This is a genomic window from Microbacterium horticulturae (assembly GCF_029094505.1).
GTDB classification, from domain to species: domain Bacteria; phylum Actinomycetota; class Actinomycetes; order Actinomycetales; family Microbacteriaceae; genus Microbacterium; species Microbacterium horticulturae.
In genome coordinates this window covers 1,824,584-1,847,077 of record NZ_CP119108.1, presented here as the reverse complement: position 1 = coordinate 1,847,077, position 22,494 = coordinate 1,824,584, and the positions used below count along the sequence as shown (strand labels likewise).

General features: G+C 68.2%; 27 protein-coding genes. 20 read left to right on the top strand and 7 right to left on the bottom strand.

Going from position 1 to position 22,494, the window contains the following annotated elements; all coding sequences use genetic code 11:
* The first annotated feature begins 26 nt into the window (after nt 1-26).
* Nucleotides 27-428 carry a hypothetical protein gene (locus tag PU630_RS08865; RefSeq protein WP_275276722.1) on the top strand — a complete coding sequence of 134 codons (402 nt, stop codon included), beginning with the start codon at nt 27-29 and terminating at the stop codon, nt 426-428.
* A 15-nt stretch (nt 429-443) separates the two neighbouring features.
* Nucleotides 444-1,121 carry an HAD family hydrolase gene (locus tag PU630_RS08860; RefSeq protein WP_275276721.1) on the top strand — a complete coding sequence of 226 codons (678 nt, stop codon included), beginning with the start codon at nt 444-446 and terminating at the stop codon, nt 1,119-1,121.
* On the opposite strand, the gene PU630_RS08855 is transcribed toward PU630_RS08860, so the two are convergent.
* Both PU630_RS08855 and PU630_RS08850 read right to left on the bottom strand, forming a co-directional pair.
* A complete protein-coding gene (locus tag PU630_RS08855) occupies nt 1,111-2,223 on the bottom strand; it encodes a GNAT family N-acetyltransferase (protein WP_275276720.1) in 1,113 nt (370 codons plus the stop codon). The two genes, PU630_RS08860 and PU630_RS08855, sit on opposite strands and share 11 nt — an antisense overlap.
* Nucleotides 2,224-2,260: 37 nt before the next feature.
* Nucleotides 2,261-2,527 carry a hypothetical protein gene (locus PU630_RS08850; protein WP_275276719.1) on the bottom strand — a complete coding sequence of 89 codons (267 nt, stop codon included), beginning with the start codon at nt 2,525-2,527 and terminating at the stop codon, nt 2,261-2,263.
* 479 nt (nt 2,528-3,006) lie between these two features.
* On the opposite strand from PU630_RS08850, the gene smc reads away from it, so the two are divergent.
* Both smc and PU630_RS08840 read left to right on the top strand, forming a co-directional pair.
* The gene (smc, locus tag PU630_RS08845; protein WP_275276718.1) at nt 3,007-6,522 is read left to right on the top strand and encodes a chromosome segregation protein SMC; all 3,516 of its coding nucleotides are present in this window, start codon (nt 3,007-3,009) and stop codon (nt 6,520-6,522) included.
* A 105-nt stretch (nt 6,523-6,627) separates the two neighbouring features.
* Nucleotides 6,628-7,278, top strand: coding sequence for a hypothetical protein (locus tag PU630_RS08840; RefSeq protein ID WP_275276717.1), 651 nt, complete (start codon nt 6,628-6,630; stop codon nt 7,276-7,278).
* On the opposite strand, the gene PU630_RS08835 is transcribed toward PU630_RS08840, so the two are convergent.
* Nucleotides 7,259-7,978 carry an alpha/beta fold hydrolase gene (locus PU630_RS08835; protein ID WP_275276716.1) on the bottom strand — a complete coding sequence of 240 codons (720 nt, stop codon included), beginning with the start codon at nt 7,976-7,978 and terminating at the stop codon, nt 7,259-7,261. The two genes, PU630_RS08840 and PU630_RS08835, sit on opposite strands and share 20 nt — an antisense overlap.
* 227 nt (nt 7,979-8,205) lie before the next feature.
* On the opposite strand from PU630_RS08835, the gene ftsY reads away from it, so the two are divergent.
* Both ftsY and PU630_RS08825 read left to right on the top strand, forming a co-directional pair.
* On the top strand, nt 8,206-9,075 hold the full coding sequence (ftsY, locus tag PU630_RS08830) for a signal recognition particle-docking protein FtsY (RefSeq protein WP_275276715.1): 870 nt from the start codon (nt 8,206-8,208) through the stop codon (nt 9,073-9,075).
* A 45-nt stretch (nt 9,076-9,120) separates the two neighbouring features.
* The gene (locus tag PU630_RS08825; protein WP_275276714.1) at nt 9,121-9,621 is read left to right on the top strand and encodes a DUF2004 domain-containing protein; all 501 of its coding nucleotides are present in this window, start codon (nt 9,121-9,123) and stop codon (nt 9,619-9,621) included.
* Nucleotide 9,622: 1 nt separating this feature from the next.
* Here the strand turns inward: PU630_RS08825 and lipA are convergent, their stop codons facing one another.
* Both lipA and lipB read right to left on the bottom strand, forming a co-directional pair.
* Nucleotides 9,623-10,618, bottom strand: coding sequence for a lipoyl synthase (gene lipA, locus PU630_RS08820; RefSeq protein WP_275276713.1), 996 nt, complete (start codon nt 10,616-10,618; stop codon nt 9,623-9,625).
* Nucleotides 10,615-11,253, bottom strand: a complete 639-nt coding sequence (gene lipB, locus PU630_RS08815) for a lipoyl(octanoyl) transferase LipB (RefSeq protein WP_275276712.1) — start codon at nt 11,251-11,253, stop codon at nt 10,615-10,617. Before lipB ends, lipA begins: the two co-directional genes overlap by 4 nt.
* 76 nt (nt 11,254-11,329) lie before the next feature.
* Here lipB and PU630_RS08810 point away from each other — a divergent pair, with 76 nt between their 5' ends.
* The 10 genes from PU630_RS08810 (at nt 11,330) to PU630_RS08765 (ending at nt 18,041) form a co-directional block, all read left to right on the top strand.
* Nucleotides 11,330-11,896 (top strand): TetR/AcrR family transcriptional regulator, encoded by a 567-nt coding sequence (locus PU630_RS08810; RefSeq protein WP_275276711.1) that lies wholly within the window; start codon nt 11,330-11,332, stop codon nt 11,894-11,896.
* Nucleotides 11,897-11,908: 12 nt separating this feature from the next.
* A complete protein-coding gene (gene ffh / locus PU630_RS08805; RefSeq protein WP_275276710.1) occupies nt 11,909-13,453 on the top strand; it encodes a signal recognition particle protein in 1,545 nt (514 codons plus the stop codon).
* A 243-nt stretch (nt 13,454-13,696) separates the two neighbouring features.
* Entirely contained in the window at nt 13,697-13,822 is a 126-nt protein-coding gene (locus PU630_RS08800) for a hypothetical protein (protein ID WP_275276709.1), read from the top strand.
* Entirely contained in the window at nt 13,812-13,991 is a 180-nt protein-coding gene (locus PU630_RS08795; RefSeq protein WP_275276708.1) for a hypothetical protein, read from the top strand. Before PU630_RS08800 ends, PU630_RS08795 begins: the two co-directional genes overlap by 11 nt.
* Before the next feature lie 23 nt (nt 13,992-14,014).
* Nucleotides 14,015-14,689 carry an endonuclease domain-containing protein gene (locus tag PU630_RS08790; protein WP_275276707.1) on the top strand — a complete coding sequence of 225 codons (675 nt, stop codon included), beginning with the start codon at nt 14,015-14,017 and terminating at the stop codon, nt 14,687-14,689.
* A 405-nt stretch (nt 14,690-15,094) separates the two neighbouring features.
* Complete coding sequence (gene rpsP, locus PU630_RS08785) at nt 15,095-15,502, top strand: 30S ribosomal protein S16 (RefSeq protein WP_275276706.1); 408 nt, start codon at nt 15,095-15,097, stop codon at nt 15,500-15,502.
* A gap of 5 nt (nt 15,503-15,507) precedes the next feature.
* A complete protein-coding gene (locus PU630_RS08780) occupies nt 15,508-15,738 on the top strand; it encodes an RNA-binding protein (protein WP_275276705.1) in 231 nt (76 codons plus the stop codon).
* A gap of 1 nt (nt 15,739) precedes the next feature.
* Complete coding sequence (rimM, locus tag PU630_RS08775; protein ID WP_275276704.1) at nt 15,740-16,372, top strand: ribosome maturation factor RimM; 633 nt, start codon at nt 15,740-15,742, stop codon at nt 16,370-16,372.
* A 212-nt stretch (nt 16,373-16,584) separates the two neighbouring features.
* On the top strand, nt 16,585-17,289 hold the full coding sequence (gene trmD, locus PU630_RS08770; RefSeq protein WP_275276703.1) for a tRNA (guanosine(37)-N1)-methyltransferase TrmD: 705 nt from the start codon (nt 16,585-16,587) through the stop codon (nt 17,287-17,289).
* Nucleotides 17,286-18,041, top strand: a complete 756-nt coding sequence (locus PU630_RS08765; RefSeq protein ID WP_275276702.1) for a class I SAM-dependent methyltransferase — start codon at nt 17,286-17,288, stop codon at nt 18,039-18,041. Before trmD ends, PU630_RS08765 begins: the two co-directional genes overlap by 4 nt.
* 3 nt (nt 18,042-18,044) lie before the next feature.
* Here the strand turns inward: PU630_RS08765 and PU630_RS08760 are convergent, their stop codons facing one another.
* Together PU630_RS08760 and map are read right to left on the bottom strand one after the other, a co-directional pair.
* Nucleotides 18,045-18,974 (bottom strand): NADP-dependent oxidoreductase, encoded by a 930-nt coding sequence (locus tag PU630_RS08760; protein ID WP_275276701.1) that lies wholly within the window; start codon nt 18,972-18,974, stop codon nt 18,045-18,047.
* A gap of 50 nt (nt 18,975-19,024) precedes the next feature.
* Nucleotides 19,025-19,810 carry a type I methionyl aminopeptidase gene (gene map / locus PU630_RS08755; protein WP_275276700.1) on the bottom strand — a complete coding sequence of 262 codons (786 nt, stop codon included), beginning with the start codon at nt 19,808-19,810 and terminating at the stop codon, nt 19,025-19,027.
* Between the two features lie 110 nt (nt 19,811-19,920).
* On the opposite strand from map, the gene PU630_RS08750 reads away from it, so the two are divergent.
* The 4 genes from PU630_RS08750 (at nt 19,921) to rnhB (ending at nt 22,467) form a co-directional block, all read left to right on the top strand.
* Complete coding sequence (locus PU630_RS08750; protein WP_275276699.1) at nt 19,921-20,436, top strand: MFS transporter permease; 516 nt, start codon at nt 19,921-19,923, stop codon at nt 20,434-20,436.
* Between the two features lie 168 nt (nt 20,437-20,604).
* A complete protein-coding gene (gene rplS / locus PU630_RS08745; RefSeq protein ID WP_275276698.1) occupies nt 20,605-20,952 on the top strand; it encodes a 50S ribosomal protein L19 in 348 nt (115 codons plus the stop codon).
* Between the two features lie 100 nt (nt 20,953-21,052).
* On the top strand, nt 21,053-21,811 hold the full coding sequence (gene lepB / locus PU630_RS08740) for a signal peptidase I (RefSeq protein ID WP_275276697.1): 759 nt from the start codon (nt 21,053-21,055) through the stop codon (nt 21,809-21,811).
* Nucleotides 21,808-22,467, top strand: a complete 660-nt coding sequence (gene rnhB, locus PU630_RS08735; protein WP_275276696.1) for a ribonuclease HII — start codon at nt 21,808-21,810, stop codon at nt 22,465-22,467. The genes lepB and rnhB overlap by 4 nt, the downstream gene beginning before the upstream one ends.
* Nucleotides 22,468-22,494 lie beyond the last annotated feature (27 nt).

The window sequence follows — 22,494 nt, the reverse complement described above, 5'->3', positions numbered from 1 at the left end:
CGCGCAAACGCAGCATCTCTTCGATCATGGTGACGGTCTCTCGCAATACACTCACGATCGACGGCGACGACCTCGTCATCGTGCCGCGCGGTCTCGACAAACTCTGGGGGTTTCGGCGGCGGATCGTCGTCCCGCTGTCACGCATCGTCGAAGTCCGTGTCGAAGAGCGCCCGCATCACGTGCCGAAGGGATGGCGCGGCCCGGGGCTCGACACGGGGTGGAAGCTGTCGGGGACCTTTCATCCGCATGGCGAACGCCACTACTGGAATTTCTCCGGTATCGGCCCCGCATTGAATATCAAGCTCGACGGCAGCGGTCGCTTTTCGCAGCTCTACCTGTCGGTCGGCGACGCGGAACAGACGCACAAGTGGCTCGCCGGAGCCGCCGCGGCCCATAGAGGGCCTCGCCGTGCCCAGCGCAGAGCGTGATGGCAGACTGAATCGGTGACCGCGATCCTCTTCGACCTCGACGGAACACTCATCGATCAGGAGTCGGCGTCGGCCTCGGCCGTGCGCGCGTGGGGCGCGGAACTGGGGCTGTCGCTCGACGGTATCGCCCAGCGGTGGGCGGCCTCGTCTTCGCGTCACTACGCCCGATATCAGACGCGCGAGATCACCTTCTCGGGACAACGGCGCGAACGCGTGCGTGACCTGGTCGGACGTGACCTCAGCGATGCCGAGGCCGACGAGCTCTTCGCCGGCTATTTGCGTCGGTACGAGTCGGGATGGGCGCTGTTCCCCGACACCGTGCGGTGTCTTGAGCGGCTGCGGGACGCGGGGGTGCCCCTGGGTGTCCTCACGAACGGCGACCGCACGCAGCAGCTGCAGAAGGTCGACCGGTTCGACCTGGCCGGCTACTTCGACGCGATCGTCTGCTCGTCCGACCTTCCCCACGGCAAGCCGTACCCGATCGCGTACACGTCGGCAGTGCGCGCGCTCGGGCAGGAGGCCATGGACGTCATCATGGTCGGCGACAGCCTGGAGCACGATGTGCAGGGGGCACTCGCAGCGGGCCTGCGGGCGGTTCTCCTGGACCGTGCGGGGGAGCACCGAGACGACGACGTCGTGACGATCTCCCGCCTCGATGACCTCGTGGCGGCGACGGCAGAGCTCAGGCTGTGAGCACCTTCTTCCATGCGCCGTTGTACGACACAGGAACAAAGCCGATCGCCTCGTTGATGTCGAGCATCGGCCGGTTCTCTTCCGCGTTGTAGGTGACCACGCGCGGTGACTCCGGCGCGAAGTCGCGCCAATCGTGCAGCGCGCTGCACTTGACGAGCATGCCGAGGCGGTGGCCGCGATGATCGGCGCGCACCAGGGTGTCTTCTTGATGCGTGGTCTCCGTGCGGTCGGCGCCGATGACCAGCTCGTTGAAGGCCACGAGCTCGCCGGACTCGACGTGCTGCGCCGCGGTGACGTGGAGGGTACGACGCGATGCAAGGTAGGGCTTCTCGTGGTCTGCGATGCGAGCGGCATCCCACACCTCCTCGTCGAACTCGATACCGGCGGCCGGTGCGTCGGTGATCATGCGCTCCTTCATCAGCCCGTAGCCGTCGATGTGCTCGGCGGGCGTGGGCGCCGTCCACTGCACGATGCGATAGCCGACGGCTGCTCGCTGAGCCTGAGCGAGCAGCTCGTCGACGCGGGCGTGCGTCTGCGCGTTCAGTTCGAGGGCGCTCTTGCGCTCGATCTGTTCGAGCCGGTAGCCACGCCGTTGCAGAAACCGCGCGGTGTGGTCGAGCGGCACGGTGCCGAAGCCGGTGGGCGGGGTGAGGCGGTCGCCCTCCTCGCCCGTGTGCATGGCCCACGCTTGGAGAACGGTGCGACCGGCATCGGCGGCCGCCTGCTCGAGCAGCGCCGCCGCAGCGGAACCGACGCCGTGGCCCCAGGCATCCCGCATCATCTCGATGTTCACGAACGCGACGCGGGAGCCCTCCTCACCGGGGAGCGTCAAAATGGCGCGGCCGACCACCATGCCATCGCGTAGCAGCAGCCAGAGCAGGTTCTGCTCGTACTTCTGGTCCTGATAGTTGGGCAGGATCTCGTCGGGCGTGTTGGCGTCGTCGTCGTTGCCGTTGATCTCTCGGTAGACGGCATTGCGCACGCGCACCATCTCGACGAAGTCGGCCGCGTCGGCGGCATCCAGCGTCTGCGGGATGACCAGCCGACGCAGCTCGACTCCGTCGGGAACGCGAATCTGGGGCGGCGTGATGGTGTCGGTCATGAGTCGTCTTCCTTCGTCGATGGGTGGATGCCGCGGCTCAGCGGTACTGCATGGTGACGGCGGCGCGCACCAGTGCGCTCTCGCGCTCTGCGGCGGCCCGCAGGCCGCGGTCGAGGGCGCGGCGCACGTGTTCGTCGCGGTCGGGCAGCCGTTGCGCCCGCCGCTCGGCGCGCAGCAGCAGCCACAGTCCGAGCCGGAGCGAGAGCCGGTCGAGTGCCGACACGCGAGTGTCGCGCGTCAGCTCGGTGAGCGTCTCGAGACGATCCTGGTCGTCGGGACGCGTCAGGGACAGCAAGGTGTTCATGAGGGCTCTTTCGGAGTCGTCAGATGATCCCGGGCATGAGAACCCGGCGGTGCCGCACAGCAGGCGGCGAAGAGGTCGCGCGGAGGCGACGGTGAGCCGATACGAGATCGGTGAGGTCGTTCGAAGACGACGCAGAGCGGGCGGCGAAGCGGGGCGCTTCTGACCTGTCAGCCGGCCGCGGCCAGAGTCATCCCGAAGGAGAGAACGACCGCCGGACGGACGACAGCTGCGAACGCAGTGCCTACGCGACGCGACGAGTGTGGCGTGGTGAGAATCATCGGCGGGCCTCCTTTCAGGAATCGAAACGCGAGTTGTGACGTTAGCGCGATCTCTGGGCTCTCGTCAAGCATTTCCCCAGAAATGGCGTTCGACGGGCGTGTCGCGGTGCTGATTGCAGGCCCGGCGGCCGGTCGCAGGGCCGCCGAGCGCAGCATCCGATAGCGTGTTTCGGTGATCGTACGGGGCGGAGGGGCCGTGACATGCACCTGAAGAGCGTGACGCTCAAGGGGTTCAAGTCGTTCGCCCAGCCCACGACCTTCGTCCTCGAGCCCGGCGTGACGGCCATTGTCGGTCCGAACGGCTCGGGCAAGTCGAATGTCGTCGACGCTCTCGCGTGGGTCATGGGCGAGCAGGGGGCCAAGACCCTTCGCGGCGGCAAGATGGAGGACGTCATCTTCGCCGGCACCTCGACCCGCGGCCCGCTGGGGCGTGCGGAGGTGCAGCTCACCATCGACAACGCCGACGGCGCGCTGCCGATCGAATACGCCGAGGTGACGATCAGTCGAACCCTCTTCCGCAACGGTGCCAGCGAGTATGCGATCAACGGCCAGAGCTGCCGGCTGCTCGACGTGCAGGAGCTGCTGAGCGACTCGGGCCTTGGCCGTGAGATGCACGTGATTGTCGGTCAGGGCCGACTCGACACGGTGCTGCAGGCCAGCCCCGAAGACCGTCGCGGCTTCATCGAAGAAGCCGCCGGCATCCTCAAGCACCGGCGCCGCAAAGAGAAGACCGTCCGCAAGCTGCAGGCGATGGAAGCGAATCTCACTCGACTCAACGACCTCGCCGGTGAACTGCGTCGACAGCTCAAGCCACTGGGCCGGCAGGCGGAGATCGCCCGCGAGGCGGCGACGATAGCGGCGGTCGTCCGCGACGCGAAGGCTCGGCTGTTCGCCGATGAACTGGTCGGTCTGCGCACCGAGCTCGCGGCCGCGGCCGCGAGCGAGCAGGAGCGGCATTCGGAGCGTCTCGTGCTGCAAGACCGTGCGGAGACCCTGCACGCCGGCATAGAGCAACGCGAGGCGGACCAGCGCTCCGAGGCCGTGGATCGCGCGCGCAGCGTCGTCTACGCACTCGAGCAGGTGCAGGAGCGCCTGCGCGGGCTCTACACGCTCGCCGGTCAGCGCCTTTCGCTGCTGGCCGAGGACGACGAGGCTCTCGGTCCTCAGCAGACGGTGAGCCAGGCCTCGATCGACGAGGTGCGCGCGGGAATCGACGAGATCGCATCGGGGCTGGATGCCGCGCAGGATGCCGCGGCCGACGCGGCACGCGCGGTGGTGCGGGCGCGCGGAGAGCTGGATGCGCTCGATGCGGACATCGCCGCGCAGAGCGCTCTCGTGTCGGAGCACGACATGAAGATCACGAGCCTGCGCGGCACTGCCGAGGCTGCGGCATCCGCCCTCGCCGCCGTCGAGCAGGCGGTCGCCCGCCAGCAGAACGCGTTGGATGCCGCGCAGACACGGCGCGCCGACACGCAGCGCGCTCTAGACGAGATCGATCCCGAGTCGGTCTCGGACGCCGCCTCGGCCGAGCATGCCGGCGCGTACGAGCGTGCACAGCGCGACGCCACCGACGCGGAGACGGCCGTGGGAGAGCTGCGCGAGAAGCTGCATGCCGCCGAGCGCGAGAAGGAGTCACTGACCGCGCAGACGAGGGCGCTCTCGCGTGCGCTGGACGTGCGCGGCGGTGCCGCGGAGATCGTCGCGCGCGGCGATGCCGGAGTGCGGGGTCTCGTCTCGGACGCGGTCGAGGTCTCCGGCGGATGGGAAGCCGCGATCGCTTCGGTGCTCGGACCGATCGCAGAGGGCGTGCTCGTCGACGACGCGGGTGTGGCGCTCGAGGTCGCCCGGAGCGTGGGAGAGGGCGACGTGGGGGTCGTCGACATCGCCATCGCAGACGGGGCGCGCCTCACAGACACGGCGGCGATCGCGGGTCTCACACCGGCCGCCGAGGTGGTCACAGCACCGGACGGCGTGCGGGGCCTGCTGGCCGGCGTGTACCTCGCTGAGGATCTGGACGCGGCGCGAACGGCTGTGGACGCAGCTGAGAGCCCGATCACCGCCGTCACGCGCTCCGGCGAGCTGGTGACGCCGTTCCGCCTGCGGGCCGGTTCGGGCGAGGGCCGCTCGCGCATCGAACTGCGTGCCGAGCGGGACGCCGCCGCCGACCGGCTCGACGAGGTGACCGTGGTCGTCGACTCACTGCGTGAAGCGCTCGGCGCGGTGCAGGCGCAGCAGGAAGACGCGCGCCGCAAGGCGAAGGCGACGCTGCAGGCTCTGCGCCAGCATGACGCGGACCTTGCCGCCCATGCCGAGAAGGCCAACCGTGCGATGGTCCGCAACGAGGCCGCCGTGGCGGAGTGTGAACGACTGGAGGCGTCACTGCGTCAGGCGGAGGCGGCGGTTGAAGAAGCACGTGTCTCGGCGCGGACCGCGCAGGAGCAGCTGGATACCGCGCTCGAAGCGCCACGGCCGATCCTCGACGCGTCGGCGCGCGACGGTATGCTCGCCGAACTCGAGGCGACCCGCGAGGCAGAGATGACCGCGCGCCTGGAGGTCGAGACGCTCAAGGAGCGCATCCGCGCCGAAGAGATGCGCGCAGACGGTCTTGAGCGCCAGCGCGAGCGGGAGAAAGCGGCAGCGGCCGCGGCCGCGCGGCGCGCCGTGCTCCGTCGTGCACAGCGCGAGGTGGCGGCGGGGGTGGCCGACAGGCTCCCGCCTCTGCTCGACTCGGTGGACCGCTCCGTGAGCGAGGCGCGCGTCGAGCTGGCAGCGGCTGAGTCGGCTCGCACCGCGCTCACGGCGGAGCTGTCGCAGCTGCGTACCGATGAGGCATCCGTCCGCGAGCGGCTGGCGGGACTCACCGAGAACGTCCACGGCCTCGAGCTGCAGATCCACGAGAAGAAGCTCCACGTCACCAGTCTGTTGGAGCGCGTGCGGTCGGAACTCGGGCTTGAAGAAGACATTCTCGTTTCGGAATATGGACCGGACCAGCCCGTTCCCGCGGCTCTGGACGAAGACGAACCGGTCCCGTTCGAGCGGAAGGCGCAAGCGAAGCGCCTGCAGGACGCCGAGCGCAAGCTCGCGCAGCTGGGGCGTGTGAACCCGCTTGCACTGGAAGAGTTCGAGGCGCTTGAGCAGCGGCACAAGTTCCTCACAGAGCAGCTGGGCGACCTGACGCAGACCCGCAAGGACCTGCTCACGATCATCGAGGAACTCGACGAGCGCATGCAGTCGATCTTCCTCGCGGCGTTCGAGGACACCCGGCAGGCGTTCACGGAGGTGTTCCCGATCCTCTTCCCAGGCGGCACCGGCAGCATCTCGCTCACGAACCCCGACGATCCCCTCACGACGGGGATCGAGGTCGCGGTGCGGCCGGTCGGCAAGAAGATCGAGCGGCTCTCGCTGCTCTCCGGCGGCGAGAGGTCGCTGGCGGCGGTCGCCCTCCTGACCGCGATCTTCAAAGCGCGGCCGAGCCCGTTCTACATCCTCGACGAGGTGGAGGCCGCGCTCGACGACGCCAACCTGGGTCGCCTGCTCGGCGTGTTCGAGCAGTTGCGCGCCTCGAGCCAGCTCATCGTCATCACCCATCAGAAGCGCACGATGGAGATCGCCGATGCGCTGTACGGCGTCTCGATGCGTCAGGACGGCGTCTCGGCCGTCGTCGGGCAGCGCGTGGGCGACCGCAAGGTGCGCGAGCAGGAACCCGCCACCGTCTGAGGGTGCGGCTGGCGCGTTGCCGTCCGTTCACCTCCGCGCAGGCTCGCCCGCCGTGCAGAAGGCGCACTCAGGGTGTTGACGTCGCCGCGCGATATCGTCGGGCGCGTGTCCTTCCGCCGTGCTGCTCTGCTTCTGTCCGCCTCACTCGGTGCTCTCGCGCTGTCAGGCTGCAGTGTCATCGCGACCACCGAGCCGACGCCGGGCGCAGCATCCACTGCCACTTCGGCGCCGCCCGTCGTCGTGACCGACGACTATCCGTTCGATGCGGCGTCGGGTCTCGACTCTTCGTCGTCGATCCGCTGGATCGACGCCATGGGCGCCGCCGATGGTTTCACTGTGGCCGTGGCCGATGACGGCGACGGCCGGTGGTCCTACCAGCAGACCTCATCGCAGTGCATCATCGGGTTCTGGCAGGCCGACGTCCGTGACCTCGATCTGACCCAGGATGAGCGCACCCTGTCCGACACCATGCTCGCTGAGGAATACGGGACCACCGACGTGGCGAGTGTGACGAAGTACGCCTACGACGATGCGCTGCCGACGCAGACAACGGGGACGGGCACCGTTCGGGTGCGCAGCGTGGTCAGCACCAACTCGAAGAACGGCGCGTCATCGATCGTGTCGGCGCGCGTGTTCCGGACGGCGAAGGTCGGACTGCTCACCTCGGTCGACTGTCCGGACGGTTTCTCAGCCGCGACCGTGCGCGATGAGTTGGCGCCAAACGGCATTCGCATGGTCATCCGCCCCGGGTCCTGACGAGACGCGGGCCGGAGCCGGAACCGACGCTGGCGAGGAACGCCGTCGCGATCGCCTCGAATGCCGGGAGGTCTTGAGCACGATGTCCGGCGCCGCTGAGCACCCGATGCTCAGCGCCCTCCTCGACGAGCCTTCGTGCAATCGTCTCGTATTCCTCGTTCCATTCGCCGGTGACCACGAGAGTCGGGATGCCGCGCAGCGCGTCGCGGCGGATGCCATGTCCCCAGGGCAGCTCCGCGCGCGCCCACTGCGCGGCGAAGGACTCTTCGGCGCCCCATTTCTCCTCGGCGAAGGGACCGCCGAACATCACGGGACGCACGATCGCCCAGAAGGAACGCAGGTCTCCCTGCTCGGCCTGCGCGCGTGCTTCGGCATGGATGGCGATGTGGCGTTCGATGGCGGACTCGCCGCGGGCGATGTCGTACAGGGCGGGCTCCACGAGGACCAACGCGCGGATGTCGAGGATGCCGCCGTGCGCCGCCAGTGCGACCGGCACCGCACCGATCGAGTGCGCGAAGACCACTACCGGCCTGCCTGCGTGTTCGGCCTGGAGGGTGGCGACGCGCTCCTCGATGGGCGTGTCTTTGTCGAAGGCCACAAAGACCCCGGCGGCATGATCCTGCGCCGGCCACGCGGCCGTTCCGGAGCGGCCGCTGCCATGGACGAACACGCGGAGGGGTCCGTGCGCATCTGCAACCATGAGCCGACGCTATCGCGTTGTCGAGCGAGGTCCGGCTCGTCCGGCGTCGGCGTCGGCGCCCGCGGCGCGCCGCGCGCCTGCCCCCACACGCGCCCCGCACACGAGACGAGGAGATCTCATGGAACGAGGACCGAAGGCGCGTGAAACGTACTCATCTCGTGAGATCTCCTCGTTCCATGAGGGGGCGGTCCGGGTGTGACAGCCGCCGAGCCCCGTAGGCTGGTGGCATGGCGGAGAAGTGGTCACTGGGACGCGCATTGCGCGGCATGTTCGTCAAGCCGACGATCGATGAGACGACGTGGGAAGACCTCGAGACCGCGCTGCTGATAGCCGACTTCGGCCCCGACATCACCGAGCGCATCGTCGACGAGCTGCGCGAGAAGGTCGACCGGTTCCACACGACCGACCCGCGTGATCTGCAGCGGATGCTGAAGGAGACCCTCGAGGAGCACTTCGCCAAGTTCGACACGACACTGAAGCTCACCGAGCGCCCTGCCGTGGTGCTCGTGGTGGGCGTGAACGGTGTCGGCAAGACGACCACGATCGGCAAGTTCGCGAAGTTCCTGCAGCGGTACAACCGCTCGGTCGTGGTCGGCGCCGCCGACACGTTCCGGGCCGCCGCCGTCGACCAGCTCGCGACCTGGGCGGAACGCTCGGGTGCGGCGATCGTGCGCCCGCAGCAGGAGGGGCAGGACCCGGCATCCGTCGCCTTCCAGACCATCGAGTACGCGAATCGCACCGGCACGGAGATCGTGATCGTCGACACGGCCGGCCGCCTGCACACCAAGGGCGGCCTGATGGACGAGCTGACGAAGATCCGGCGTGTGATCGAGAAGCAGGCGCCGATCAGCGAAGTGCTGCTGGTGCTGGATGCCACGACCGGGCAGAACGGCGTGATGCAGGCCGAAGCGTTCCTCGAGCACGCGGGAGTGACGGGTCTGGTCCTGACCAAGCTCGACGGCTCGGCGAAGGGCGGCTTCGTGCTCGCCGTGCAGGAGCGCACGGGGATCCCGGTGAAGCTGCTCGGCCAGGGCGAGGGGATCGGCGATCTCACCGGCTTCACTCCGCACGTGTTCGCCGCGTCGCTGGTCGAATGATGCGCCGGGCTACCGGATCGGCCGCCAGGCTGGTTTCATAAAGGCATGGCGATCGAACACGACTATTTCGGACTTCTCGAATCCGGCCCGGACGGTTCGATCTTCTGGTCCGAGACCATCGAGCTGGGCGATCAGGCGGTGTCGGTGGATCTCACCGCGCCCGACGAGGACGATGTCTCCGCCGCCGCGCTCGACGTCGCCGCGGCGATGATCACGTCGCTGGAAGATGTCGACCGTTCCGCCCGCAGCGCGATGCTGTCAGAGCTCGACGATCGGACCAGCGAGGTCATCGAGTTCATCCTTCAGCAGCAGGAGCAGCTCGGCGACGACCTCGAGGACTTCCTCGTCGATATCTCCGGCGACACGCACGTCGACATCATCCGCTCGCTGCGGTTGATGAGCATGACGATCCTCGCGGACGAGCACGGCGGGACGGACCCGTTCGCCGTGCTCGAGTACGCGCTGGACCCCGACGCCACCGACGACGTGCTGCTGGTCAACCTCAACACCGACGGCGACGTGCAGTCGGTCACCAGCGCCGACTGACTCAGACGGCCTGCGCGAACCCGCGCTCGACGTGCACGTCGGCGGCGATGTGCGCGAGATGCTCGGGGATCTCGCGCCCTTTGGAGATCATCGACTGAGCCCAGAGGCGGCCGGCGCGGTACGACGAGCGCACGAGCGGGCCGGCGAGCACACCCAAGAAGCCGATCCGCTCGGCCTCCTGCTTGTACTCGATGAACTCGTCGGGCTTGACCCACCGGTCGATGGGGTGGTGCCGCGGCGTGGGCCGCAGGTATTGCGTGATGGTGAGGATGTCGCAACCTGCGTCGTGCAGATCCTGCATGGCCTCGACGACCTCGGCGGGCTCTTCGCCCATGCCGAGGATGAGGTTCGATTTGGTGATGAGCCCTGCCTCGCGGCTCTGCGTGAGCACGTTCAGCGACCTCTCGTAGCGGAACGCCGGGCGGATGAGCTTGAACAGCCGCGGGACGGTCTCGAGGTTGTGCGCGAACACCTCGGGTCGTGCATCGAAGATCTGCCCGAGGAACGCGGGGTCGGCGTTGTGCTCGTTGGCCAAGATCTCGACGCCGGTGTGCGGGTTCTTCTCGTGGATCTGCCGGACCGTCTCTGCGTTCAGCCATGCTCCTGTGTCGGGCAGGTCGTCGCGGGCGACGCTGGTGACCGTGGCGTAGCGCAGTCCCATCCGGTTGACGCTCTCGGCCACGCGTCGCGGCTCGTCCACGTCGAACGCGGCCGGCTTGCCGGTGTCGATCTGACAGAACGCGCAACGGCGGGTGCACTGCGAACCGCCGATGAGGAAGGTGGCCTCGCGGTCCTCCCAGCACTCGTAGATGTTCGGACATCCCGCTTCCTGGCAGACCGTGTGCAGGTCTTCGCTGCGCACGAGCTGCTGCAGCTCGGAGTACTGCGGACCCATCTTCGCGCGGGTCTTGATCCACTCCGGCTTGCGCTCGATGGGAGTCTGGGCATTGCGGACCTCGAGGCGCAGCATGCGGCGCCCGTCAGGTGCGGCGCTCATACGGGCACCTCGGCGTACTCGTCGAGGAACACACCGGTCACGGTGTCGAGGATGTCGGCGGGCGCGACATCCCTCCCCACCACCTCACTGACCGTGGTGACACCGGCATCGCTGATGCCGCACGGAATGATGTTGCGGAACCCGGCCAGCGAGTTGTCGCAGTTGATCGCGAAGCCGTGCATCGTCACACCCTTCTCGACGCGCACGCCGATCGCCGCGATCTTGTCCTCGGACAGGGGACGCCGCACCCAGACGCCGCTGCGACCGGCGACCTGGTAGCCGTCGACGCCGTGCTCGGCCAGCGCCGCGATGAGCAGCCGCTCGATGCGGCGCACGTGCGCCACGACGTCGATGGGCTCGACCAGCCGCACGATCGGATAGCCGACCAGCTGCCCTGGACCGTGCCAGGTGATCTTGCCGCCGCGATCGACGTCGATGACCTCGGTACCGTCCTGGGGGCGCTCGTGCATCTCGGTGCGTTTGCCCGCCGTGTACACCGCCTCGTGCTCGAGCACGATCATGGTGTCGGGCCGTGTGCCCGCCGCCACCTCCGCGTGGATGCGGCGTTGCAATGCCCACCCGTCGCGGTATGGCACGTACTCGGGTGCAAGCCCGGCATGGTGGATTTCAAGCACGACATCTCCTCGTGGGTGATATTGGATGCGGTCCAACAATACGCCGTCCCCGAGCAGCACCCGTACGCTGGAGAGCGTGTCCCATCCGTCCACCCGTCCCGGCCGCCCGAAGGCGTCGTCGCACGAGACCCTGGCCGAAGCCGCATGCGAACTGTTCCTCGAGCAGGGGTTCGCGGCGACGTCCGTGGCCGACATCACGCGGCGCGCCGGGGTCAGTCGGTCGAGCTTCTTCAATTACTTCTCCTCGAAGAGCGACATCCTCTGGGCGGCGTTCGATGAGCGGGTGGATGCCGCGGCCCGGGCGCTCTCGCGCGGAGTCGATGTGCGCACAGCGCTCAGTTCGATCGCCGATGGCTTCGCCCCCGACGCCCTCGCGCTGGCGATCGTCAACGCCGAGCAGATGGGCATCGCCGAAGAACTGGAGCGCGAGGCAGCGGTGCGCCGGGCACGCATCGGCGAGCACGTGGCCCGACGGGCCGTGAGCGACGGCATGGACCCGTTGGGCGCCGACGTCGTCGGCGCCGCATGCGGGGGCGCCGTCTGGGCCGCGGTGCGCGCGTGGGCGCATGACGGAGCCGGCCGCGCGCCGCTGTCTCCGGCGATGGATCGGGCGCTCGCGATCGCGCTCATCCTGCTCCCGTAGAATCGGGGGATCATGGCTACCTTCGGCACTCTCTCCGATCGGCTCACCGAGACCTTCCGCAACCTGCGAACCAAGGGCAAGCTCACGCCCGCCGACGTCGACGGCACGGTCCGCGAGATCCGGCGCGCGCTGCTCGACGCGGATGTCGCGCTGACGGTCGTCAAGGATTTCACCGCGAAGGTGCGCGAACGGGCGCTCTCCGACGAGGTCAATCGTGCGCTGAACCCCGCGCAGCAGGTCGTCCAGATCGTCAATGAGGAACTCATCGCGATCCTCGGCGGCGAGCAGCGCCGACTGCAGTTCGCCAAGAACCCGCCGACGGTCATCATGCTCGCCGGCCTCCAGGGATCGGGTAAGACGACCTTCGCGGGCAAGCTCGCCAAGCAGCTGGAGAAGGACGGTCACACACCGCTGCTGATCGCCGCGGACCTGCAGCGGCCGAACGCCGTGAACCAGCTGCAGGTGGTCGCCGAGCAGGCGGGAGCCGCGATCTACGCGCCCGAGCCTGGCAACGGCGTCGGCGACCCGGTGCGCGTCGCGCGCGACGGCGTCGAGCACGCCCGTCGCGCCCAGCACGACACCGTCATCATCGACACGGCCGGTCGCCTGGGTGTCGACGCCGAGCTCATGAAGCAGGCCGCCGACATCCGCACGGCGACCGACCCCGATGAGGTGTTGTTCGTCATCGACGCGATGATCGGCCAGGATGCCGTCAACACCGCGAAGGCGTTCCAAGACGGCGTCGACTTCACCGGCGTCGTGCTGTCGAAGCTCGACGGCGATGCCCGCGGCGGGGCGGCGCTCTCGGTGGCATCCGTCACCGGGCGCCCGATCATCTTCGCGTCGACGGGGGAGGGGCTCGATGACCTCGAGCCGTTCCACCCCGACCGCATGGCCAGCCGCATCCTCGACCTCGGCGACATCCTCACCCTCATCGAACAGGCGCAGCAGGCGTTCGACGAGGATGAAGCCCGGAAGGTCGCTGAGAAGCTCGCGACTGAGCAGTTCACGCTCGAGGACTTCCTCGAGCAGATGCAGCAGATGCGCAAGATGGGCTCGATGAAGAAGATGCTCGGCATGCTGCCGGGCATGGGCCAGATGAAGCAGCAGCTCGACGACTTCGACGAGCGCGAGATCGACCGCACCGAGGCGATCATCCGCTCGATGACCCCCGCGGAGCGACGCAACACCAAGCTGCTGAACGGATCGCGGCGCCTGCGCATCGCGAACGGTGCAGGCATGACCGTCACCGATGTGAACCAGCTCGTGCAGCGGTTCGAGCAGGCGGCGAAGATGATGAAGACGGTCGCCCGCGGAGGCGTTCCCAACATTCCGGGCATGGGCTCGATGGGAAAGCCCGGGGCCACCAGCAAGCGCGGTAAGCAGCAGAAGAAGAAGGGCTCGCGCTCGGGCAACCCCGCCAAGCGCGCCGCCGAGAACGCCGGGCTGGCTACCGAGCCGGCCGAGCAGACCGGCTCGGGCTTCGGGCTCAGCGGCAAGAAGACGCCCACCGCCGACGACATCGCCGAGCTGCAGAAGATGCTCGGCAACCACTGAGGCGCGGCGCGTCGGGTCGTGGCGCCCTGCGTCGGGTCGCGGCATCCCGCGTCGGGTCGTGGCGCGCCTCGTCGGGTCGCGGCATCCCGCGTGTGGTGCGCTCTCCTCCCGAGGTGAGACCCTGTGTGAAATCAGGTGTTCTCGCGAGATCAGGCGATTTCTGCCCTGAATCGTCCTGATCTCGCGAGAACGCCTGATCTGGTCACGGGCAGTCGCGGCAACGCGACGCCGCAGGCTCCATCCGTGGCGATCATCGATTCCTCCACAGAAGCGCGTCCTGACGGCTTTCGAGCAATTTCTCCACAGGACGCCGCGACCGGTGCCGGCTACCGTGCGCGGGACGCGATGCTGACAGGTTATGGAGACTGAACTCGCGCGTCGTCACGACAAGCGGCGCATCGAACTGAACACCTGGCTGGATAGAAAGCACGGCGTCGCCCACACATCCGAGGCTCGCGGCGCCGGCTTCACCACGCACGAGATCGCGGACCTTGTGACCCATGGACTGCCCCTCGGGTCCGGCGCTCCTGGCTGGTGACACCTCAGTGCGACCCCGGTCGCGTGACCGCCGCGGCGCTCGGCGGCCGGGTCACGTGCGTCACCGCGGCGCGGCGGATGGGGTTGATCGTGCCGGAGAACACGGGTACGCACGTGGCGGTGGCGTCGAACGCGTCGCGTCTTCATGCCGAGGGTGTGGTCTTGCATTGGGCACACGGGCCCGCACCGGTGGGGCGGCACCACATCGACGATCCCGTGCTGAACGTGCTGTTCCAGACCGCGCGGTGTCTGGACCGCGCAGATGCACTTGCGCTGTGGGAGTCGGCGCTCCGCAAGGGCAAGGCTGAGGCAGTACTCCTCCGGCGGGTGGGCTGGGGAAGCACCCGGGCGCAGGAACTCGCGTCGGTGGCATCCGACCTATCCGACTCAGGGTTGGAGACGCGATTCTCCGACGGGATGCGCAGCGAGGGCATCGCTGTCAGAAGGCAGGCATGCTTAGACGGCCGCAACGTCGACGGGCTCATCGGCCGATCTCTCGTGATCCAACTCGACGGCTTCGCTTTCCACAGCGACCCCACTGCCCGACGTCGCGACATCGCGGCGGACGCGCGCTTGGTCCTGCGCGGCTACACCGTGTTCCGGTTCGACTTCGTGCAGATCTACTTCCAGTGGGAGACAGTCGTCGAGACGATTCGTGCCGCCGTTGCCCAGCGACTGCACCTGAATGAGATCAGGTAGTTTCGCCAGATCAGGAGGAATTGGACGCGAAGCGGCCTGATTTCGTGAGAACACCTGATTTGGCACCGGGGAGGGGGAGCGGGACGGCTCGGAGACTTGGAACACCGCGGAGGCCGGGCGCACCGCTGGGCACACCGGGGAGACTGGGTACACCGCGGAGGCCGGGCGCACCGCGGTGACTGGGTGCGCCGCGGAGACTAGGCGCACCGGCGGAGACTGCGCGCACCGCGGAGGCGCGGCGCGCCGCGTCGGTTCGCGGCATCGGCCGCGATCTGGCAGAATTGAACGTCGGAGCGACGCCCGACCCTCTATCCGGCGTGCGTCTCCACCTTCGAGCTTCCGCCGGGTGTGCACCCCACGCTCCAGGCGACTGGTTCACCGTTTTCACACACATTCAGGAGAATCGTGGCTGTCAAGATCCGTCTCAAGCGGCTCGGCAAGATCCGTGCCCCGTACTACCGCATCGTCGTTGCCGACTCGCGCACCAAGCGCGACGGTCGTGTCATCGAGGAGATCGGCAAGTACCACCCCACCGAGGAGCCCTCGTTCATCGAGGTCGACTCCGAGCGTGCGCAGTACTGGCTGGGCGTCGGCGCACAGCCGACCGAGCAGGTGCGGGCCATCCTCAAGCTGACCGGCGACTGGGGCAAGTTCAAGGGCGACAAGGACGCTGTCTCGACCGTCAAGGTCAAGGAGCCCAAGCCCGCCTTCGAGGTCGACGCCTCGAAGAAGTCGGTCATCAAGCCCAAGGCCGAGAAGAAGGCTGCGGCCGAAGCGCCCGCCGCCGAGGCCCCCGCGGCCGACGCGGAGTAATCGCAGTGCTGGCCGCCGCGCTCGAGCACGTCGTCAAGGGGATCGTGGATCACCCCGACGACGTGCGTATCGCCGAATCCACGTCCTCCCGGGGCGAAGTGCTCGAAGTGCACGTGCACCCCGAAGATCGCGGTCGTGTCATCGGGCGCGGTGGTCGCACGGCCAAAGCCCTGCGCACCCTCATCTCGGCGCTGGCCGACGGGCGTCGCGTGCGCGTCGACGTCGCGGACGACTGAGATGGACTCAGACTCCGACAAGAAGTCCGGCAGAGAGCATTCGCCCAAGCCTGCCGGCACGCAGCTGCGCGTCGCGCGGCTGCTGAAAGCACATGGCCTCAAGGGCGCGCTCAAACTCGAGCTCTACACCGACGACCCCGACGGGCGGTTCGTGTCCGGGGCGGTGTTCACCCTGCAGGTGCCCGAGTCGTCGCCGTGGCACGGCAAATCAGTCACGGTGCGCGAGTTCAAGTGGATGAACTCCCACCCGGTCGTCTTCCTCGAGGGCATCGAGGACCGCACGGCCGCCGAAGAGCTCGTCAAGGCCATCCTCTGGGTCGAGGCCGATGCCTCGAGCACCCCGGAAGAGGACGCTTGGTACGACCACCAGCTTGTCGGCCTCGATGTCGTCCGTGATGATCAGGTCATCGGCCGCATCGCGCGCGTCGACCATCTTCCGGCTCACGACCTGCTCGTCGTCCCGCAGGGCGACCGCGAGGTGCTGGTGCCGTTCGTGAAGGCACTCGTGCCGGAGGTGGATGTCGCGGCTCGACGCGTGGTCGTGACCCCGCCGGCGGGGCTCTTCGAGGAGCTTCCCGCCGACGACGAGGCCGAAGAGCCGGCGGCGACCGCCGTCGAGGCCACCGAGGACTGAGTCACCGGATCCGCTCGAGCGCGCTCAGGACCAGTCGGGGAAGGACGTCGTCCGTGTTCATGGGCTGCACGACAGGGAGACCGGTTTTCGGCGGTGTGTGATCCATGTTTCGTCTTCGTGACGACCTGGCCACTCCCATTACCCGGGCGATACGCGTCCGTCACATCCGCCCTGGTCGGTGTGTGAGAGACGGCCCTGACTAGGCTCATGACGTGCGTATCGACATCGTGACGATCTTCCCGGACTTCTTCGACGTGCTCGAGGTCTCTCTGCTGGGAAAGGCCCGCAGCAGCGGCCTGCTCGACGTACGCGTGCACGACCTGCGTGACTGGACCCATGACCGGCACCGCACGGTCGACGACACGCCGTACGGCGGGGGAGCGGGCATGGTCATGAAGCCGGAGCCATGGGGCGAGGCCCTCGACGAGATCGCCCGGGATGCGGCATCCCGCCCCACCATCGTCTTCCCGTCACCGGCGGGCGCAGTGTTCACCCAGGCGACAGCGCGCGAATTCAGCGGTCTTGAGCACATCGTGTTCGGCTGCGGACGCTACGAGGGGATCGACGAGCGTGTCTTCGACTACGCGGGCACCTTGGGCGACGTGCGCCTGGTGAGCCTGGGGGACTACGTCTTGAACGGGGGAGAGGTCGCCGTCATGGCCATGGTGGAGGCAGCGGGCCGCTTGATCCCCGGTGTCGTCGGCAACCCCGACAGCCTGGTCGAAGAATCGCACGAAGACGGCCTGCTGGAGTACCCGAGCTTCACGAAGCCGTCGGTCTGGCGCGAGAGGGAGGTCCCCCCGGTGCTCCTCAGCGGAAACCATGGCGCCGTGGCCGCGTGGCGCCGCGAGCAGCAGATCGAACGGACGCGTGCGCGCCGCCCCGACCTCCTCAGCGACCAGGAGGGCCGCGCATGACAGAGCACCACGTCCTGGCGCGCTCGTTCGAGCGCACGGGGCAGGAGTACGACCGCTACCGCCCCTCCTTTCCGCAGGCGGCCGTGGACGTGTTGGTACCGGACCGGGTGACGGCGCTCCTCGATCTGGGCGCCGGCACCGGCAAGCTCACCGAGCTCGTGCATGCCCGCGCCGAGCATGTGTTCGCCGTCGACCCCTCCGAGCGGATGCTCGCCGTCCTGCACGGCAAGCTGCCCGACGTGACGGTACTGACCGGCACGGCAGAGCGCCTCCCGCTGCCCGATCAGAGCGTGGACGCGGTCGTGGTCGCGCAGGCGTTCCACTGGTTCGATCGGGATGCCGCGACCGCCGAGATCGCGCGGGTACTGCGGCCCGGCGGCACGCTGGGGCTCGTCTGGAACAGATCCACGCCGGAGTGCGCCTGGGACTGGGCATGCGGTCGGGTGGCGCACGAGCGCGTGCCCGTTGCAGCCACGCCCGACGCAGACGTGGACCGAGCGTCCGAGCGGCTGCCAGGATTTCACCTGGTCGAAGAACGGCAGATCTCCTGGACCGAGAAGATCCGGCGAATCGACTACATCCGTCGTTGGCACACGGTCAGCGCGTTTCTGACCGCGGAGCCCGTCCGGCACGCGGAGATGACCGCGCGCATCGAAGCTATCCTCGATGCCGATCCCGACACCGCCGGTGAGAGCGTGCTCACGCTGACCAGCGTCTGTGACGTCTTCCTCTACCGGTGCTATCTCGTGTGACCATCAGGGCACGAGCGCGAGCTTGCCGCCGGGGTGGCCCTGCTGCAGGAAGCGTAGAGCCTCCTTCGCGTCCTCCAGTGCAAAGGTGCGCGCAACGGGCACGGTGAGCTCGCCCGCGCCGGCGCGGGCGAGCAGTTCGGCCCGGACGTCATCACGGAAGGCCTTGCTGGCGGGCATCGCACCACCGATCGCGACGAAGCCCGCGGCATCCGTCGCAGCCCCCCGCACGATCGTCACGGCACGCACGGGACTGCGACGGACGGCGAGCGAGACCTGCACCGCCTCGTCCGTTCCCGCGGCGTCGAGGACCGCATCGATCCCGTCGGGCGCGAGATCCCGGACGCGCTGTTCCAGCCCCGGCCCGTATTCGACGGCGATGCCGCCGAACGAGCGCACGCGGTCCGTCCCGGCGTGAGACGCGGTGCCGATGACTCGGGCACCCCGCCACCGCGCCTGCTGGACGGCGCTGATGCCGACCGCACCCGAGGCGGCGTGGATCAGCACGACATCGTGCTGATCGACGGCGGTGACCTCGAGCATCTCTGCCGCGGTCGTGGCGGCGAGCAGCAGATTGGCCGCCTCGGGAAACGAGAGGCCGTCAGGCATCGCGAACACGTCGCGGGCGGGAACAGTCAGCTCGTCGGTGTATCCGCCCTGCACGCGGAAGGCGGCGACCTGATCTCCCGGATGACACGGCCCTGAGGCTATCTGAGTGTCGGGACCCACCGCGGCGAGCACCCCGGCCACCTCGTATCCGATACCGAGCGGGAAGCCGTCGGTCGCCCGTTCGAGATGCTTGTAGTCGGCGGGGTTCATCCCCGCGGCGCGCACCTCGATCGTGACCTCGCCGGGCCCGGGGGCCGGTGTCTCTTCTTCGATGAAATCCAAGACGTCGATGCCGCCGGCATGCGGCGCAATCCACTTTTTCGCCATGTACGCAGTCAACACCCGGCCGGCCGGCGTGGCACCCGTCTTCTGCGGCGCTAGACGGCTCCCAGGAAGGACCGGTCGGTCAAGACGATGGGACCGTCGGCGGTGATGGCGATCGTGTGCTCCGAATGCGCGCCGCGCGAGCCGTCGGCACTGCGGAGCGTCCAGCCGTCGTCAGGATCGGTGATGAGCTCGTCGGTGGTCGCCAGGAACCACGGTTCAATGGCGATGACCAGCCCATCTCGGAGGGGATAGCCGCGACCTGCGCGTCCGTCGTTGGGGATGTGCGGGTCGCCGTGCATGATGCGGCCCACGCCGTGCCCGCCGAAGTCCGTATTGATCGAGTACCCGTCGGCGTGCGCCACCGCGGCGATCGCCGCGGAGATGTCGCCGATCCGGTGGTCGACCGTGGCGGCCGCGATCGCGGCATCCAACGCCCGCTCGGTGGTGTCGATGAGGGCGAGGTCCTCCGCCCGGGGGGTGCCCACCACGAACGAGACGGCCGAGTCGGCGACCCAGCCGTCCAGGGCGACGGCGAAGTCGAGCGAAACCAGATCGCCGTCGCGCAGCACATAATCGTGCGGCATCCCGTGCAGCACGGCGTCGTTCACCGAGGTGCAGATCACCTTGCCGAACGGACCGCTGCCGAACGAGGGCTCGTAGTCGATGTAACACGACTGCGCACCCGCCTTGTGGATCATCTGGTGGGCGCGCTCGTCGATCTGCAGCAGGTTCGTGCCGATCTTCGTCTCTTCCCGCAGCGTCGCCAGGACCTCGGCGACGAAGCGACCGGCCGGTCGCATCTGCTCGATCTCGGCTGGGGTGCGCAGTTCGATCATCGTGTTCCTCTCGTCACCGTTCCATTCTCGTGGATGATGCGCGGTGTTCGCTCTGCGGATGCACAGGGGAAAAGCGCCGCGCGCCGTAGGGCAGCGCGTAGTATCGCCTCATGTGGCTCCGACGCGGCTTCTTCCAGTGGCTCTTCCCGGCCGCCATCGTTCTTCCCGCCTGGTTGCTGATCGGCTGGGCCATCTTCAATGCGAGCGGATGGGCGTTCCTGGGCATCCTCTTCATCGCGGCGCCCGCGGTGCTCGTCGGTGAACTCGTCCTCGCTCTCCTGATCCGAGCTCGCCCGGCGGTACGGGCACAGCGCGCCGTCTCGTGGTGGGACGTTCTCGGGCTGACGGTGTGGCAGGCCCTCGTGGTCCTGTTCGGCTGTTTCATCCAACCGGTGTCGTTCGCCGTGCTCACGGCGGCGATCATCGTCTTCTTGGCGGTCTTCTGGTCGTCGCTTGCTCAGTTGTGGAACGGCGCGCGCGGGTCGCTGCGGCGCATGGCGCCGGGCACTGGCCCCGCCGACCTGCCGTCCGACAATGAGGACATCCGCGAGCGCGCCCGCCAGCATGCCGAGGTCATCGTGGTCCAAGAGGTCGGGCGTCCGGGCGACGGGCGCAACATCCACTAGCCGTTTTGGCCAGGATGGCGCATCCATGGCAGAATTGATCATTGTGCCCGCGCACCGACTCTGCCTCAGGGGAGTCCGCGCGTCATCCTGACAGCGCAGCGTGCACCGACTCACGTATTCCATCCCATTTTCGCGACCGACCTGTGGCGGTCGCAGAGAGACACGATCATGCAGATCCTCGACGCCGTCGATGCGGCATCGCTCCGCTCCGACATCCCCGACTTCCACCCCGGTGACACCGTCAAGGTGCACGTGAACATCACCGAGGGCAGCCGCAGCCGTATCCAGATCTTCCAGGGCGTCGTCATCGGGCGCTCCGGCGACAGCGTGCGCGAGACCTTCACCGTCCGCAAGATCAGCTTCCAGGTGGGCGTCGAGCGCACCTTCCCGGTGCACAGCCCCGTGATCGACCGCATCGAGGTCGTCACCCGCGGTGACGTGCGTCGCGCCAAGCTCTACTACCTGCGCAACCTGCGCGGCAAGAAGGCCAAGATCAAGGAGAAGCGCGACAACTGACGCGCTCTGTTCGACGCCCCGAGGCATCCGCCCCGGGGCGTCGTCGTCTTATCTGCAGAGAATGTGCGACGCTGTAGTGTGCGATCGTCGAAGGGTGTGAATGACTGAGAACTCCGCGGCGGCCGCAGTCGGCAAGCGTTCGTCGAAGCGCCGGGGCGCGCTCACGTTCCTGCGCGACGTCATCGTCATCATCATCGTCGCGCTGCTCGTCTCGTTCCTTGTCAAGACCTTCCTGGTGCGGTCGTTCTACATCCCCTCAGGGTCGATGGAGAACACACTGCAGATCAACGACCGGATCCTCGTCGACGAGATCACGCCGCGGTTCACCGGCTATCACCGAGGCGATGTGGTGGTCTTCCGCGATCCCGGCGGATGGCTGACGGGAGAATCCGCCGCCCAAGCGCCACGTCCATGGATCGTCGAGGCCTTCGACTGGGTGCTCTCGCTCGTGGGTGTGTCGGCGCCCGACAGCGACGATCACCTCATCAAACGCGTCATCGGCCTGCCCGGCGACCATGTGGTCTGCTGCAACGCGATCGGGCAGATCACGGTCAACGGGCAGCCCATCAATGAGAAGCCGTATCTCAAGCTGGCCGCCGGAGAGAGTGAGCCCGAGGTGGTGCCGTTCGACGTGACGGTGCCGGCGGACAAGCTCTGGGTGCTCGGGGACAACCGTGACCGATCTCGCGACTCCCGCTACAACCAAGACCAGCCCGGCAAGGGATTCGTGCCGATGGAGAACGTCGTGGGCCGTGCGTTCGTGATCACCTGGCCGTTCGACCGCTTCGGGCTCATCGACACTCATCACGCGGTCTTCGCGGGGGTGCCGACCCCGACGCCTTCTGGGACCTCGCCGTGACCGTCATCGAGCCGACCCTGACCGTGGAGCGGCGTCTGCTGCGTGAGCGCAGCGTGCTGATCGCCTGCGACGAGGTCGGACGGGGCGCACTCGCAGGACCTGTCGCCGTCGGAGCGGTGGCGATCGACGCACGCGCGTCGCGGCGCCGGGTGCCGGACGGGCTGCGGGACTCGAAGCTCGTTGCCCCGGCACGCCGCCCGGCCGTCGCCGAGCGCGCCGCTTCATGGGTGTGTGCGGACGCCGTCGGCTGGGCCTCGGCTGCCGAGATCGACGAGCACGGGATCATGTGGGCCCTGGGCATGGCGGCCGTGCGCGCGATCGTCGGTCTGCGCGATGCCGGCGTGCTGGTCGACGAGGCGGTGGTCCTGCTCGATGGCAATCACGACTACATCGCTCCCGTCGCGGATTTCACCCCGGAGGTGCGGGTGCAGATCAAGGCCGACCGTGATTGCGCGAGTGCGGCCGCGGCATCCGTCATCGCCAAGGTCGCGCGCGACACGCATATGGTCACGCTGCACGATGAGCATCCGGCGTACGAGTGGGCGCACAACAAGGGGTATGCCAGCGCGGTCCACCGTGCGGCGATCCGCGACCACGGACTGAGTCCTCACCATCGCGCATCGTGGGCGATCGCGGACGCCCCCACCCTCTTCTGACGGCGTGCGAAGGCGTGGCGGCCGACG